General features: G+C 69.4%; 18 protein-coding genes. 2 read left to right on the plus strand and 16 right to left on the minus strand.

The window, feature by feature from the left end; translation table 11 throughout:
• Positions 1-3 precede the first annotated feature (3 nt).
• The 12 genes from AC3WMA_RS03580 to AC3WMA_RS03635 form a co-directional block, all read right to left on the minus strand.
• On the minus strand, positions 4-327 hold the full coding sequence (locus AC3WMA_RS03580; RefSeq protein WP_492284025.1) for a PepSY domain-containing protein: 324 nt from the start codon (positions 325-327) through the stop codon (positions 4-6).
• A gap of 63 nt (positions 328-390) precedes the next feature.
• Complete coding sequence (locus AC3WMA_RS03585; RefSeq protein ID WP_492284026.1) at positions 391-4,311, minus strand: baseplate multidomain protein megatron; 3,921 nt, start codon at positions 4,309-4,311, stop codon at positions 391-393.
• Positions 4,311-4,742: an NlpC/P60 family protein gene (locus tag AC3WMA_RS03590; protein ID WP_492284027.1), complete on the minus strand. Its 432-nt coding sequence runs from the start codon at positions 4,740-4,742 to the stop codon at positions 4,311-4,313. Before AC3WMA_RS03590 ends, AC3WMA_RS03585 begins: the two co-directional genes overlap by 1 nt.
• Positions 4,739-5,620, minus strand: a complete 882-nt coding sequence (locus AC3WMA_RS03595; protein WP_492284028.1) for a phage/gene transfer agent baseplate hub protein — start codon at positions 5,618-5,620, stop codon at positions 4,739-4,741. The genes AC3WMA_RS03590 and AC3WMA_RS03595 overlap by 4 nt, the downstream gene beginning before the upstream one ends.
• Before the next feature lie 9 nt (positions 5,621-5,629).
• Complete coding sequence (locus AC3WMA_RS03600; protein ID WP_492284029.1) at positions 5,630-6,268, minus strand: phage distal tail protein, Rcc01695 family; 639 nt, start codon at positions 6,266-6,268, stop codon at positions 5,630-5,632.
• A 12-nt stretch (positions 6,269-6,280) separates the two neighbouring features.
• Entirely contained in the window at positions 6,281-6,877 is a 597-nt protein-coding gene (locus AC3WMA_RS03605) for a phage tail tape measure protein (protein ID WP_492284030.1), read from the minus strand.
• A 36-nt stretch (positions 6,878-6,913) separates the two neighbouring features.
• On the minus strand, positions 6,914-7,174 hold the full coding sequence (locus AC3WMA_RS03610) for a phage tail assembly chaperone (RefSeq protein ID WP_492284738.1): 261 nt from the start codon (positions 7,172-7,174) through the stop codon (positions 6,914-6,916).
• Complete coding sequence (locus AC3WMA_RS03615) at positions 7,111-7,455, minus strand: gene transfer agent family protein (protein ID WP_492284031.1); 345 nt, start codon at positions 7,453-7,455, stop codon at positions 7,111-7,113. The genes AC3WMA_RS03610 and AC3WMA_RS03615 overlap by 64 nt, the downstream gene beginning before the upstream one ends.
• A 10-nt stretch (positions 7,456-7,465) precedes the next feature.
• Positions 7,466-7,876: a phage major tail protein, TP901-1 family gene (locus AC3WMA_RS03620; protein WP_492284032.1), complete on the minus strand. Its 411-nt coding sequence runs from the start codon at positions 7,874-7,876 to the stop codon at positions 7,466-7,468.
• Positions 7,877-7,895: 19 nt separating this feature from the next.
• Complete coding sequence (locus AC3WMA_RS03625) at positions 7,896-8,306, minus strand: DUF3168 domain-containing protein (RefSeq protein ID WP_492284033.1); 411 nt, start codon at positions 8,304-8,306, stop codon at positions 7,896-7,898.
• The gene (locus AC3WMA_RS03630) at positions 8,303-8,638 is read right to left on the minus strand and encodes a phage head closure protein (protein WP_492284034.1); all 336 of its coding nucleotides are present in this window, start codon (positions 8,636-8,638) and stop codon (positions 8,303-8,305) included. The genes AC3WMA_RS03625 and AC3WMA_RS03630 overlap by 4 nt, the downstream gene beginning before the upstream one ends.
• 2 nt (positions 8,639-8,640) lie before the next feature.
• Positions 8,641-9,210, minus strand: a complete 570-nt coding sequence (locus AC3WMA_RS03635) for a head-tail connector protein (RefSeq protein WP_492284035.1) — start codon at positions 9,208-9,210, stop codon at positions 8,641-8,643.
• 114 nt (positions 9,211-9,324) lie between these two features.
• Here AC3WMA_RS03635 and AC3WMA_RS03640 point away from each other — a divergent pair, with 114 nt between their 5' ends.
• On the plus strand, positions 9,325-10,101 hold the full coding sequence (locus AC3WMA_RS03640) for a S1 family peptidase (RefSeq protein ID WP_492284036.1): 777 nt from the start codon (positions 9,325-9,327) through the stop codon (positions 10,099-10,101).
• A gap of 63 nt (positions 10,102-10,164) precedes the next feature.
• On the plus strand, positions 10,165-11,010 hold the full coding sequence (locus AC3WMA_RS03645) for a S1 family peptidase (protein ID WP_492284037.1): 846 nt from the start codon (positions 10,165-10,167) through the stop codon (positions 11,008-11,010).
• Between the two features lie 6 nt (positions 11,011-11,016).
• On the opposite strand, the gene AC3WMA_RS03650 is transcribed toward AC3WMA_RS03645, so the two are convergent.
• From AC3WMA_RS03650 to AC3WMA_RS03665, 4 genes are all read right to left on the minus strand, one after another.
• The gene (locus AC3WMA_RS03650) at positions 11,017-12,261 is read right to left on the minus strand and encodes a phage major capsid protein (RefSeq protein WP_492284038.1); all 1,245 of its coding nucleotides are present in this window, start codon (positions 12,259-12,261) and stop codon (positions 11,017-11,019) included.
• 21 nt (positions 12,262-12,282) lie between these two features.
• Positions 12,283-12,792 (minus strand): HK97 family phage prohead protease, encoded by a 510-nt coding sequence (locus AC3WMA_RS03655; RefSeq protein ID WP_492284039.1) that lies wholly within the window; start codon positions 12,790-12,792, stop codon positions 12,283-12,285.
• Between the two features lie 175 nt (positions 12,793-12,967).
• Positions 12,968-13,168 (minus strand): hypothetical protein, encoded by a 201-nt coding sequence (locus AC3WMA_RS03660; RefSeq protein ID WP_170843290.1) that lies wholly within the window; start codon positions 13,166-13,168, stop codon positions 12,968-12,970.
• A complete protein-coding gene (locus AC3WMA_RS03665) occupies positions 13,165-14,346 on the minus strand; it encodes a phage portal protein (RefSeq protein ID WP_492284040.1) in 1,182 nt (393 codons plus the stop codon). The genes AC3WMA_RS03660 and AC3WMA_RS03665 overlap by 4 nt, the downstream gene beginning before the upstream one ends.
• Between the last annotated feature and the right edge of the window lie 103 nt (positions 14,347-14,449).

Consider the following 14,449-nt stretch of genomic DNA (forward strand, 5'->3'; position numbering starts at 1 on the left):
CTGTCAGCGGATGGTGGCGATCTTGCCGGATTGTCCTTCCAGCGTCACCCGCGCGACGCGGCCGTCGCGCTTCAGCGTCGTCACGACATAGACGAAATCCTCGCCCTGTCGACAGAGTCTGATGCGAACGACCTCGCCAGGGGCGGCGTGGCGGGCATGGCGCGAGGCTTCCGCCGGCTGCATGACGCGCCCTTCGGCGACGGCGTCGCGGGTCTCTTCGGAGGACAGGCAGGAGATCGGCGTCGCATCGTCGACGCGGATCACCGGCATCGGCGAGGAGGCGATAAGCGCAAAAGCAAGGATCGGTTCGACCGGCATCATCGACATGGGCTAATCCCATCCGCGTGAATGCGCCATGAATGCATCGCCTCGTTCACAACTCACAGTAGATCAGCGTATCGATACTCGTCCACGCCATTCGCGCCCGCGGCCGACCGTGGCGCTGAGCTGGCGGAGCGAGAGCGCGATCTCCCGCTGCTGCGAGCCGAAATCGGCGAGTTCCTGCGCAGCAGGATAGGTCCATTCCGGCGCGTTCACGATTTCGGTACGAAGCAAAGCCTCGCCGTCGAGCACGCCGAGTTCGTAATGCTCTCCCTCCTCTCCGAGAGGCACCTCCACCAGATCCCAGGAATCGCCGTCGATTCGCGTCCGCCTCAACCAGTCGATGACGATGCCTGCACCCGTCCTCGCCGCCTTCGGCCGGACGGGCGATAGCGGCACGAGCGCCTCCCCGGCGATCGGGACCGTGAACTCCACCATCGTGGCATCGCCGACATCGTCACGGACAGGCCCGACGCGATAACGCCGCGTCCGCCCGAGATCGGCCAAGTCTGCCGTCAACGAGACGGCCGCGCCATCGAGCACGACGACGCGAGCGCCGGCCGGAAGGGTGCGCGCCGCCGCGGCCTCACTGCCGCCGATTCCGCGAATCAACCCCGACAGGCGGAACTGCTGTGGCCCGATCAACTCGACCTGCGCAGCCGTGACGATCTCGACAGCGCCGTCCGCTCCAAGCAGGGCCAGAGCATTCGAGCCCGCCAACGCGGCCTCCGGCGAGACGGAGGAGAGCACGCCACCGCGCAACCTGACCTCCAGCACGGCACGACGGTCCGTTCGCCAGAGCGGTCCCTGAGGCAGCGCCGTGAGGGTCTCGCCGACGATCGAGGGCGCCTCGACGAAACCGTCGAGATCGAACACGCCTGCCTCGTCGGCCCGCCAGATCGCCAGAGCGCCGGGCCAGGGGGCAGCGAAAGCCGCCAGCGACAGCAAGGGCGGCGGCTGCACGGTGACGATCGGCAGGGCCAGCGGCACGGCCAATGGGCGTCCGGGCAACGCCGGAGGCGTTCGCGGCGGGCGCGTGCCACCGCTGGTTCCCGTCGAAACATAGATCGCCGGCTCGACGGCGCGAGCGCTCACCCGCCGCGTTGGCCCGTCGGCGATGCGGGTCACACGAAACAGGCGGCTGCCCGACTCGACCGGGACGGACAGGACATCCCCGGGCTCGATCGCGATGCAGCGTGGAGACAGCTCGCATTCGAGGCTTTCACGCCCAGCCCAGGCTTCCTGCAGGCGCTGGTCCGCGAGACGCCGGCCTTCGGCGGAGCGGGTCACAATCGCGGTTTCGACGGAGACTTCGCGCCGGGCCGCTCCGGCCAGGCGGCGCGAACGCGCGGCGGCGTTGCGGTAGTCTGCCTCGCTGTCGCTGAAGCCAAGACGCAGTTCGAGCGGGAGCTCGGTTTCCTGGCTGCGCCTGAGCGTGAAGGGTTCGCCATCGCGATCGGGAACGAGATCATCCGTGCCCAGCAGGCGCGAGACCTTGCCGCCCCTGCCCTCGAAACGCAGAGCGCCTGCGCTCATGATCGCGTCGAAGCCGAAGCTCTGAGCCAGCGGTTCCAGGGCCTGCCGCGCCGATAGCGGGCGATCCAGCACATAGCCGTCGACGAAGCCGTCGACCGCAATCCGGTCAGCCACAGGCAATCCGAAATCGGCGAGCAGTTTCGCGACGAGCCGATCGACCGGCGTGCCTTCCAGGCGCCCGTTCAGCCAATGACCCGTCTCGAAATTCGCTCCATCGGCCCAGATGCCGGAGAGGTCGGGAAAGGCTGGGAAAGGCCGCGTGTCCCAGTTCCACACGAAGATCCGGTTGGGATCGACCATGCGGATGCCGCTGACCGGATGGATCGGATTGCGCGCAGCGTCGAAGCCGACCCGGGCCGGATCGAAGCCGGAGATGATGGCTTCCAGTCCCCGCGCCTGCACGAGATCGTCACGCGCGCCGCTGGAAAACGGCGGATAGCCGCCTTCGTCCGATTTCGGATCGGGGAACATGTTGGGCGCATTGGCGCCCTTGTCGACGGCGGGAATGCCGATCTCGGTCAGCCAGATCGGCTTGGCGCCCGGCACGAACGGGGTCGCCGTCGTCTCGATGCCGCCGGCACGACGGATATGGGCCTGGCTCCACCAGCCCCAGAGATCCTTCGGCCGGAAGGTCCAAGGCTTGCCGTAGGCGCCGTCGGTGATCGGCAGGCGCGTCTGTGCGGCGCGGCCGTCCTCGTCGGCGTAGTACCAATCATAGGCTTCGCCGGCGGTCAGGCGCTGGCGCAGGTGAGCCAGATCGGCCGGCCCCCGCGCGATCGCAGCATCGGCATGGCTGCCGGAATCACGCCAGTCCGAGAACGGCGGATAGAAATCGATGCCGATCGCGCCGATTGCGGGCGACGCCCAGAACGGATCGAGCGGAAAATCGATCGCCTCTCCGTCATCGCGGACATCCGCGCCATATTCGGTCCAGTCGGCAGCATAGGTCAGGGTGGCGCCGGGCAGCATGGCCTTGACGTCCTGTGCGATGGCCACGAGCGCGTCGACCATCGGATAACCGGCCGCGCCGCGCAGATGCGTCAACCCCACCATCTCGGAACCGATGACGAAGCCCTCGACGCCGCCAGCAGCCTGAGCCAACGCGGCGCAATGCATCACGAGCCGGCGATAGGACCATTCATCCGGTTTGGCGCAGGTCACGTTCGAGCCCGCGGCGGCCATATCGGCGGGAACAACCGTGCCGACGAAGGACGCGACCTGCGCCGCGACGGCCGCGCCGCCTTCCGGGCTTCCCGGCTCGCCCGGCGCCGGATCGCAGGTGATGCGGCCCCGCCAGGGATAGCGCGGCTGGCTCGCCGCATCCGAGTAGGGGTCCGGCAGCCCATTGCCGGCCGGGATATCCATCATCAGGAAGGGGTAAAGCACGACCTCCAGACCGTAATCGACACGCAGGCGCCGGATCAGCGCGACGATGCTCTCGTCCGAGGGAGTGCCGCCGAACGCAGGCCTGCCGCCGATCTGGCTGACGACACGGGCAGAGGACCGCGACAGCCCGGCGACCGACCACTCCGCCCCGACCGTCGGCTTGTGCGGGATCTCGACGCGGGGGGCGACGCCGCAAGACCCGACACGCAGATCGTCGCCGAACCAGGACACGACCAACGACACGCGGCGCAGATTGGGGCAGAGCGACACGAGATGATGGAGCGCGGTATCGGCGTCGCTGCCGCCATAGAGCTGGTGGCGCGTCAGGCTTTCGGTGACGCCGGGCGCGGACTCATGGCTGACCGGGCGGACGTCATAGACGAACTCACCGGCGCCGGGCGTCAGCGCCACCGCGCGGATCATGCCGCCCAGCCCGTCGACGGCGCGCACGACCTCGAAGTCGAACTGCGGCACGCGGTTGCCGTAATCGGCCAGCGGAAAACGTTCGAACACGACATAGGCGAGGCCGCGATAGGCCGGCGCCTCGCCCGCCTCCTTCGCCGCGATCAGCGGATCGGGCTCCTGCGTCTCATAGCCGTGATGGACGCGCATCTGCACAGTCTGGACATCGAGTTCGCGCCCGTCGACCCAGATGCGCCGGATGAAGGCGATCGGCCCCTCGCACAGGCCGATCGCCAGATTGGCATGGTAGCTATAGGTCGTCTCGAAGGTCTTCTTCGCACGGCTGCCGCCCTTGCCGCCGCTCTTGGTGCGCGTGATCGAGACCGTGACCTCTTCCTCGAAGCGCGTCGCCCAGATCAATTGCCCGCCAAGCCGCGCGCGGCCGTAGAGGCGCGGGATAGCCGCGCCCTCCGTCGCGGCGAGGCCATTGACCTCCTTGAGGCGCGGCCCATCGACGATCTTGTTCCCGCCCGAGCTGCCGAGCCAGGCCTGGTCGATGCTGGCACCGGCGAGGCCGCCGAGCGCCTGACCGATCGCGCCACCGACCGGCCCGCCCAGGGCCGTGCCGAGAGCTGCGCCGGCAACCTGGAGAAGAAGCGTCGCCATCAGTCGGTCACTCCGGGGAAAGAAAAGGCATGGCTGAGATGGCGCCGCCACCAGGGCGTGAACGCAACCTCGGCGACGGCCGCACCGTCATGCGCGTGGATGATGCGATCCGGGCTTGCCAGGATCGCGCAATGCTTGGCCGGCAGATGCTCGCGCCAACGAAACAGCAGCACGTCGCCGCGTTGCGCTCCCGTAAGGGCGAGCGGTTGCAGGTGGCGCTCGGCAGCCAAGGCGAGCGTCTCCTGCCGCAGGCTTTCGGCCCAGCTCGGCGAATAGGGTGGCGGCGTTTCCGGCTCGTCGCCGCAGAGGTCGCGCCAGACGCCGCGTACCAGCCCGAGGCAATCGCAGCCGACACCGCATAACGAGGCCTGGTGGTGATAGGGCGTGCCCAGCCAGTGCCGCGCCGCCTCGACGATTTCGTCGCGCGTCATCGGAACAGGCTCCCGCCGTCGAGCGCCCCGTCGCCGGGGCGGACGCCGCCGATGATGAAATCCGTCGTCGGCATATGCGGGAAACCGCGGAAATTGACGCCGTTGGCGAATTTGGCGCGACAGGTCGCAAAGCTCTTGTCGCAGCCCGGCGTCACCCGAAAGCCGTCCCCGGGGGCGATCGGCACAGCCGGCGCCTGCCAGAGCTGGAACAGTGCCTGCGCGCCCTCGCGGCCGTGCCTCTTCACCTCGGTGGCGAAGCCGGCATTGGCGCCGCTGGTGAAGACCAACCGGCCGCCGGTAAAATGACCATCGGCATAGGACCCCATGCCCTCGGCCGAGAGCGAGAGGCGGCCATCGCTCTCGACGACCACCGCTTCCGCCGCGACAAGCGCGAGCCCACAGCGCGCATCGCCGAGATCGGCCGAGCAGGAGCGCATATAGAGCCGGCCGCGCTCCTCGTCGAAAGCCTTCGCGAAGCTGCGGATTTCGGCGGTGAAGCTCGCTTCGCCGCGCTTGATCTCGCCGACGAAGCCTTCCTCCAGCAGCACGCGCTGACCGGGATCGGCCCAGTTCACCAACCAGACGCGAACGCGCGCATCATCGTAGAGCCCGCGCGCCAGGTCGGCCTCGTTCAGCCCGAGGGCGGCGAAGGCGCCCGCAACCTCGCCGCCGCCGATGGCGAAGCCGAGTTCCGCTGCGCTTTCCGCGGCTTCGAGGCCGGTCGTCGCGGCGAAATCGACGCCCTCGAAAGACAGCTTGCGATCATGATCGGTGAAACCGAGCACGAGCCCGTCGCGGCGCGTCAGGCTCCAGCAATGGCACAGCGTCGTCGCGGCCGTCTCGATATGAGCGGCGAGACCGGAGGGGATGTCACGCATGGGCGGGCCTCAGGGAATGATCTCGACCACGGGAACGCGCGGGATCTCGCCGGCCGCGAAGGCGGAGAGATCGACCTCGATCGCGTCGGTGTCGAAGCGGACCGGTACGTCGAAGGCGAAACCGGCTGTCAGGACGGCGGCTGGAGGCGGGATCGAGCCGGCTGCGAAGGTGACCTGCCCTGTCGACAGGCTGCAGGAAAAGGCGCCGGCCGCGAGCTCGACACCGTCCATGGCGACCCGAACCGTGCCGGCGCAGGGCTTGGTGATCTCCCGGCTATAGGCGGACGCGCCGGAGCCATAGGCCTTGCAGAGCTGAAAGGCGGCGACGACACCGTCACCGACCCCGATGACCTGGTCGGTCGCGGCCGGCTGCTGCGAGGGCGGGCAACTCTTCCAGTCGAGCTGATCGCGCCAGCGAAAACCATGGAGCCGGCCGCGACGCTCCTCGAAGAAGCTCACCACGGCCGCCAGCGCATCGAGATTGCGGATGCCGAGTCCGGCATCGTAACGGCGCCGCGAATGCGCCCAGCGGCTGTTTCGAACTTCGCGCCCGGAAGCGAGCGTCACGATCTGGGTCTGGCGCTCCGGCCCGCCCCGCGCGCCGCGCGCGACATCGAGCGGAAAGCGGACCTCATGGAAATCCGGCATGCCTCCCCTCCCTCAAAGAGCCCGTCGCCCGCGCGCAACGGCGCGGGCTATCGCCGCGGAGACCTGCGCCTCCGAACGGCGGAAGCTGTCGGCATCGGGAGTCGAGACCTGCACCACGACGCTGAGCGGCCGCCCCTGCCCGCTACCCGCACGCACGCCGAGGCGCCCGTCCGGACCGCGGGCGAGCGGCATGATCGCCTCGGCGCCGCGCTCGCCCATCAGGCCGAGCCCGCGCCCGGTCGGAAAATAAGAGGGCGAGGCGACGATGCCGCCCTCGGCGAAGGGAGCGATCGGCACCGTTCCGCCGGAGCCGCCGAAGCCAATACCTCCGAAAAGACCCGTCAGGCTCTTGACGCCCGTGCTCAACAAGCTCGACAGGCCGGTCTGCAGCGGCTTCAGAGCGGTTTTGAGTAGGCTGTCGGTCATCGAGCGTCCGACGCTGCGCAGCACATCCTCGAAGCGCTTACCTTCGACGACGCCGCGCGAGAAGGCGCTGACGATCGACTTACCGAAGCTCTCGGAGGAGCGGCTCAGCGATTGGGTCAACCGGTCCATCGCCCTCAGGTCCGAGAGGCGCCCTCCCGACTCGATACCGTCATCATCCGTCATGGCCACTCTCTCGCTATGGTGGTTGGAATTGCCGCCTCAGGCGTCAGGAAAGGCGTCCATCAGCGCCGCGAGCGCCGGGCGCTCCGGGGCGGAGCTTCGGGAGAGGTCCTGATGCGCTCGCAACGCCGCCGCGATCTCGCGCGGCGTCGCGGCCCAGAAGCGATCAGGCGGCCAGGCCAAACGGCCGAGCCCGAAGGCCATCACCTCGTCCCAGGGGAAAGCCGCCGGCGCGCCTATGCCGGCGGCGGCTGAGGGGGGGCCGCGTCCCCACCCTCGCCGAAAGTCGCCTCGAGCAATGCGATCGCCGCCTTGATCGCGCCGCTCAGGCCGCCATCGAAGGAGAGCTCCGCGACATCCTCGTCGCGGATCGCCCTGCCCGCTCCGCGCAGGCCCGCGGCAATGATGCGGATGATGTCGCGGGCAGAGAGCCTGCCCTCGACGAAGCGCTCGCCCAACGCCGGGAGGCTATCGACGGCGAAGGCCTGTTCGAGCTCGGCGAGCGCGCCGAGCGTCAGGCGCATCGGCAGGGTTTCGCCGGAGACCATGAGCGCGGTCTCGCCGCGATGACGATTGACCATGACCGCCTCCTCAGAGCGCCGCGAAGGCCAGGAGCCCGGCGGATTCCAGCGACAGGTCGAAGGTGACCTCGCCGGCATGGTCGCCGCGGTACTCCAGGCCCGTGAGCTGGAACGGCCCGGAAATCGTGCCGAAATCAGGCACGACGATCTGCCAATCCCGGATCACCCCGTCGAAGAAGCTCTGCCGGACGAGCGCATCGGAGGCCTCGTCCTTGAAGATGCCCGCGCCGCTGATGCTGGCGCGGCGCACGCCGGCCCCCGCCAGCAATTCCCGCCAGCGCCCGGCCGATTCCGAGTGCGTCACATCGACGGTCTCGGCGTTGAAGGCGATCTGGCGCGCCCTCAGTCCGGCAACCGTGACGAAGCCGCCGGCACCATCCCCCGCCTTGAGCAGCAGGTCCTTGCCCTTCTGTGCCGCCATGCGGCTTCTCCTTTTCGAACTAGAGCGTTTCGGTGGCGGCGCGGAAGCGGATCGTCACCTGAGGCAATCCGTTGCGCGTTTCGCGGGCGAGCCGGCTCGACAGCCAGCGCAGATTGACCAGCGCATGCCCGTCCAGGGTGAGGTCGATCTGATCGAGCGCCGCGGCGATCAGGCCTGCGGCTTCCAGCGCCTGGCGCGACGAGCCGCTCTGCGCGGCCCAGACGACGAGCGCGAACTCCTGCTCGCAGCCCCGGTCGCTGCCAGTCGACCAGTCGCGTGCCTCGACCTCGCCATGGACGACATAGAGCCCGCGCGCAGTGCGCGGCGCCTCGTCGAAGACGCGGTCCGGACCGATCAGCGTGGTCAAAGCTGCATTGGCGACGAGGCGCGCCTGGACGGCAGCGCGGAGGGCCAGGATGGCGTCGCTCATGGCGTCACCTCCTCGGCGAGGCAGACCAGCCGCCGGCGCGCGCCATCGGGATCGGCGGCAGAGCGGATGTCGAACAGGCGATCGCCATCGCGCAGGCGCCGGCCGGCATCGACGTCACCGCGCCAGCGCATCGTGATGCGATAGTTGCGCGACTGTTCCGACCGGCCCTGCCGCCAGGCTTCGGTGCCGGACATCCACTCGACCTGCGCCCAGAGCGCGGCCACGGCCTCGAAAACCTGCGTTGCGCCGCCCAGCCCGTCCGGCGAAGCGACCGGCGCTTCCAGCACCAGCCGGCGCCGCATCCGGCCGATGGCAGCGAGTTCCTGCGCCATCTTCAGAGCCTCCCGCGACGAAACGGCGCGACCAGCGCGGCGATCGCAGCAGGCAAGGCCTGAGCATCGCGCCCGGCGACATCCCCGCGCAGCTCGAACCAGCGTGCGGCGAGACGCAGCACGGCCTGCCGCAGCGGCGCGGGCACTGCCCCAGCCGTTGCCCCGAAGCCGACGGCGACGTCGATCTCGATCGCGCCATGGGCACGGCCGATCTCGGGCACCTCGCCCGTCAGTCGGATGATCGGCGGATCGGCAGCCTTGTCGATGGTCAGCGAAGCACTCGCGACAGCCTGAGCCACGCCGAGCACGTCGTAGACGCGCGCGGCCTCGATGCGCAGCAGCGGCGAGAGCGGCAGGCGGATCTCGCCGCCGGCCGGCCAGCGGTCGAGCACGATGCGCCAGGGCTGCTCGATCAGGCAGCGACCCGAAGCAGCCTCGATCATCAGCCTTGCGGCCGTGATAAGGGTGATGAGCAAACTGTCCTCATCGGTCTGATCGAGGCGCAGGAACTGGCGGGCTTCAGTGAGCGTCACCGGTTCCATCACCGGTGGGCCCAGGGCAAGCGGCGTCATGGGCGCTCCCTTCATTCGTTCGATTTCATGGATTCGACCGCGAAGCCGCAGCCGAGAGGGTTCATCTGCGGCGCCGGGCGCGCTATTCAGCGCCCTCTCGGAGAGGAGCACCCGATGCACATCGCCAACCGGATCGCCGCCATCGGCCTTGCCTGCGCCGCCGCCAGCTTCGGGAGCCTGCCGGCGCGAGCCGTCGTCGCCGGGCAGGAAGGCGGGCCGGAAGCCGGCTCGACCCTGATGGTTCTGAACGCCCGCGGCGGGGTTTGCACCGGCATCGTCCTATCGGCGCGCGCCATCCTCACCGCGGCGCATTGCGCCGCCGGCGGCGCGGAATTGCGCGTTCACTGGCGCCAGGGCGGCGAGCCCGTCCTCGTCGTGCCGTCTTCAGTCGCGATGCATCCGGAATTCGATGCCGGCGCGATCCGCAGCCGCCGCCGCACGATCGACCTCGCGCTGGTCCGCCTGGCAGAGCCCCTGCCCGGCCGGTTCAGCGCAGCGAGCCTTGTCGACGGTTCGCTGCCACGCGCCGGCAGCAGCGTGACGCTCGCCGGCTACGGCGTCGCCCGCGAGGGCGAAGCCCGCAGCACGGGCACCTATCGCTCGGCAGCGCTGACCACGGTCGAGCCCTACGGCCCCGGCCGCATCCTGCTCTGGGCGGCCGACGGTGCCGGCGGCGGCAAGCGCCCCGGCGCCGGCGCCTGCCAGGGCGATTCCGGCGGACCGATCTTCGGCGATGACGGCATCGTCGCGGTCACGAGCTGGTCGACCGGCCCTTCCGGGCGCCAATGCGGGCTGCTCAGCCAGGGCGTTCTGGTTGCGCCGCAACGCGGCTGGATCGATTCCACCCTGTCGAAATGGGGCGAAACCGCACGCTGGACACGCGGTCGCTGACGGAAGGACTGGACTGTGCCGCGCCACAGCCTAGATTGATCGGCCGGTCCATTGGTTCGTTTCATGATCTTGCGCTCGTCACTCGCTCTTGCCTGCTTCCTGGCCATCAGTGCCTCTCAGCCGGCGCTCGCCGTGGTCGGCGGTGTCGATTCACGTGACGCGCTCGGCGCCCGCGCCTCGACCGTCCGGGTCGAGACCAGTCGCGGCGAGCTTTGCTCGGGCGCGGTGATCGCCCCAGAGATCGTGCTCACCGCGGCCCATTGCCTGATGGGCGGCGGCTCGATCAGCGTCGTCAGCCTCGACACCCAGTTCCGGGCGCGCCGCCAGATGGTGGTCGCAGTCCTGCCGCATCCGAGCTTCGTGCCGGGAACGACGCCGCGCACCCAACCCGGCACCGACCTCGCGCTGCTGCGCCTGGCCCAGCCCCTGCCGCGCGATATCGAGCCTTTGACGCTCGGCAGCGGCCTCTGGCAGGGCGAGACCGTCACCATGGCCGGCTACGGCTTGTCGGCGGAGAACAACAAGCGCACGGCACGGCGGCTGCGCGAGACGCAGCTCGTCAATGCCGGCAACTACACCACGCAGAACACCGTCAAGGTCGCGGTCGATGCCGAGAACCGCGGCGAGACGCCGGGGGCCGGCGCCTGCCGCGGCGATTCGGGCGGGCCGGTGCTGCGCGGCAGCGGGGCCCGCTCGCGTGACCTCGTCGGCATCGTCAGCTGGTCCAGCGGCCCGCTGAAGACGCAGGCGCGCCGGATCTGCGGCGGCTTCACTGCGATCACGCCGGTCAGCGATTATCGCAGCTGGATCGCCGAAGGCGCCGCGCGGCTACGTTCGCTCGGCAGCGAAGCGCCGCCTGAGCAGGTAGCCGAGCCGCGCGCCGCCTTCAGCTGGTGGTTTTCGCGCTGATCAGCCCTAGACGGCGAACTTCAGGCCCTTGATCGCGGCGAAATCCTGAACGCCGCCGCCGACGCGCTTGGTCGTGTAGAACAGCACATAGGGCTTGGCGGAATAGGGATCGCGCAGGATGCGCACGCCGGCCCGGTCGACGACCAGATAGCCGCGTCGGAAATCGCCGAAGGCGATCGAGACCGCGTTGTTGGCGATGTTCGGCATGTCCTCCGCCTCAGCCAGCGGGAAGCCGAGCAGCGTCGCCGGCGCGCCGGCCGAGGCCGGGGGCTGCCAGAGATAGTGGCCATTGGCGTCCTTGAACTTGCGGACCGTCGCCTGGACCTTGCGGTTCATCACGAAGGAAGCGTTCTGGCGGAAGCCCGCCTTCAGCGCATAGACGAGGTCGACCAGCACGTCGGAGGGGTTCGAGGCCGGGAAGGCGCCAGCCACGCCCGTATTGAGCACGCCGATATTGCCCCAGCTCCAGGAGGCGTCTGCGACCGTCGGATAGGCTAGGAAGCCCTTGGGCTTGTCGACGCCGTCGCCGGTGACGAAGGCAGCACCTTCCTGCTCGGCGAAGGCGCTCTCGACCTCCTCGGCGATCCACTGGTCGATATCGACGATGGCATCGTCGAGCAGGGTCTGCGTCGCCGCCGGCATGGCGTAGAGCTCCATCGCCGGGAAGGAGAGCTCGGCCAAGGTCGGCGAAGCGCCTTGCGGCCGCGCCGCCGTCTCGGCCACCCAGCCGGAGGCCGGGCCAGTCGTCGAGAAAGCCTTCTTGTAGGTGCCCGACGAGATCGTGCGAACCGTGGCGAGCGAACGGATCGGCGAGACATTGGCGAGGCGGCGCAGGATCTCGCCCTCGACGGTGGCCGGGGCGAGATAGCCGCCATCCGGGCCGGAGCCGGCGGAGAGCGCCTTGGATTCCAGCCGCTTCAGGCCGCCGGCCTCACCGGTACGGACATAGGACGCGAAAGCCGCCTTGTGCTCCGCCGTCAGCGGATCGCGCGGGCCGTCCTGACCGAGTGCCGGGCGGGAGCGCTCCAGCGTCAGCCGGTCGATGCGACGCATGGTGTCGTCAAGCGCCGCATCCATGCGGACGAGCTTCTCCTCGGTCAGCGGATCGACGCTCTGGCGCGCCTCCAGGCCGGCGAGGCGCTCCTCGTTGGTGGCGCGGTAATTCTCCAGCGTGTAGCGCAGGTCCTCGAAAGCCAGCGCGAGATCGCCGCCGGCGGCCTTGGTCTCGGGCGCGGTGTTTAGATGGCTCATGGTCTCTCCTCGGGTGATGGGTCAGATGAAGGCGGAGGGCCGCGTCGCCTTGACGACAGCGATCCGGGCCTGGGGCAGCATCGGGAAGGTCACGATCGACACCTCCCAGAGATCGATGCGTTCGAGCCGGCGCAGGCCGGTTCGCGGCTCGGTGCGGGCCTTCTCGTGGCGAAAGCCGATCGAGAGCCCGTCGATCGCCCCGTCGCGCATCAGCGCATGGAGCTCGCGGGCGCGGGCAACCGCGAGCGAGAGCCGACCGCGCACGAACAGGCCGCGGCTATCCTCGATCAGGCTCGACCAGCGGCCGATCGGCTCGGCCGGGTCGTGCTGCCAGAGCATCTTCACGCCGCCCGGCCCGCGCTTTTGCAGGCTCTCGCGGAAAGCGCCGGGCTCGACGATGTCCTTGCCGAGATCGGGAATGCGAAAGAGGCTGGCATAGCCTTCGAAGACGCCGTCCAGCCCGATCCGGGCCGGCGGGAGCGGCAGCAGCTTGGATGCGAACGAGGCGCGGGCCGGGCTGCGCGGCATCATCGATCGCCCTCCCCGCCGTCCCTGCCGCCCTTCGTCCGTTCGTCCTCAAGCTTCGCAAGCTGACGGACAAAACGGCTGAAGGTCTCGACGGGCGCGCCGCTGCGTGACGCCCCGCCCGCGCGGGTGGGCCGTGCGGGAGCCTTTGGCGGCGGCTTGGCCGCGCCGTTTCTGCCTTTCATGAAGGGTCCCCCTCGTGGCGTGCGTTGAAGCGATTGAGCTCGCGGACGAAATCATCGAAGCGCCGGTTGGCTGCGGTCAGTTCGCGCAGGACGAGCCAGGCCAGCCCCGAAGCGCTCGCTGCCCAGAGCAGCAGGCCGAGATGGCCAACATCGGCGCGGCCGACGAAGGCCGCGACGACCTGTTCGAGCATGTTCATGAGGCCTCCTTCCCGGAGGCGCGCCGGCCATAGCCGACGGCCTCGCGCTTCTCGTCCTCGTCGAGGAAAGCCGCAGTACCGAGCCGCCGCCAGAGCGATTCACGCTCCTCGGCCAGCGCCTCGATGGCGTCGAGATCGGGCTCCAGCACCAACTCGTCGCCGAAGGCGGGCCCAAGCCATTGCGCCAGGGACTGCGCGGTGCGGCGCACCAGCGGAATGACGGTCTGGCGCCAGAGCGCACGATTAGCCTCGGCGAAATTGGCGTGGGTGTTGTCGCCGGGCAGGCCGAGCAGCAGCGGCGGCACGCCGAAAGCGAGCGCGATCTCGCGAGCCGCCACGCCCTTGGCAGCGACGAAATCCAGCTCAGCCGGCGTCAGCGAAAGCGGCTTCCAATCGAGCCCTCCTTCGAGCAGGAGCGGCCGGCCGGCATTGCGGGCGCCCTGGAACGAGTCCTCCAGCTCCTGCTTCAGCCGCTCGAACTGCGCATCGGTCAGCGTCGCGCCTTCCGGGCCGTCATAGACCAGGGCGCCCGAGGGGCGCGCAGCGTTGTCGAGCAGGGCCTTGTGCCAGCTACCAGCGGCATTGTGGATGTCGAGCGCGACCGCCGCCGGCTCGATCGGCGACAGGCCATAGTGGTCGTCAACGGGGTGGAATAGCGTCAGATGCAGGATCGGCGGCAGGCCACCCTCGTCCTGGCGGAAACGCACTGTGTCGCCGCCGACCGTGTAGTCATAGGCTTCAGGCCAGCCGTCGCGACCAGGCACGACGCGCATCCGGTCGGGCCGGAGCGCATAGAGTTCGCGCGGCTCGCGGCCTGCGCTGACCGCCTCGACATAGGCATTGCCGGCGACGAGCAGGTGCCCGACCAGCATCTCGCGGAAGGCGATGCCGCCCTGGCGCGGATTGGGCCGTTCGATCAGGGCGAGCGCCGGATGATCCGGCATCTCGCGCGAACCCACCTTGGCGACGAGCGGCGTCTGCGCTGCCGCCTCCGCGATGAGGCGGATGCAGCGATGCACGACCGGATTGCGCTCATAGCCCTCCCGCGAAAGCGCGACATAGTCGCGGGGCGTCCAGACAGCGCGCCCCGCCTCGTGCAGCGCGATCAGCGGCCCGACGCGCGAGCGCTTCTGGCCCGGCGCGGCGAGGCCGCGCAGGCTGCGAAGAAAATCGAACATGGATGTCTCGCTGTTTGAGCGTGAAACGATCTGCCGTCATGGTCGGACTTGACCCGACCATCTCGGAAACCAGTGCCTTCTCGTCCTGAGATTCTCGGGTCGG

It is taken from the genome of Allobosea sp. FW305-C-101 (assembly GCF_058783685.1).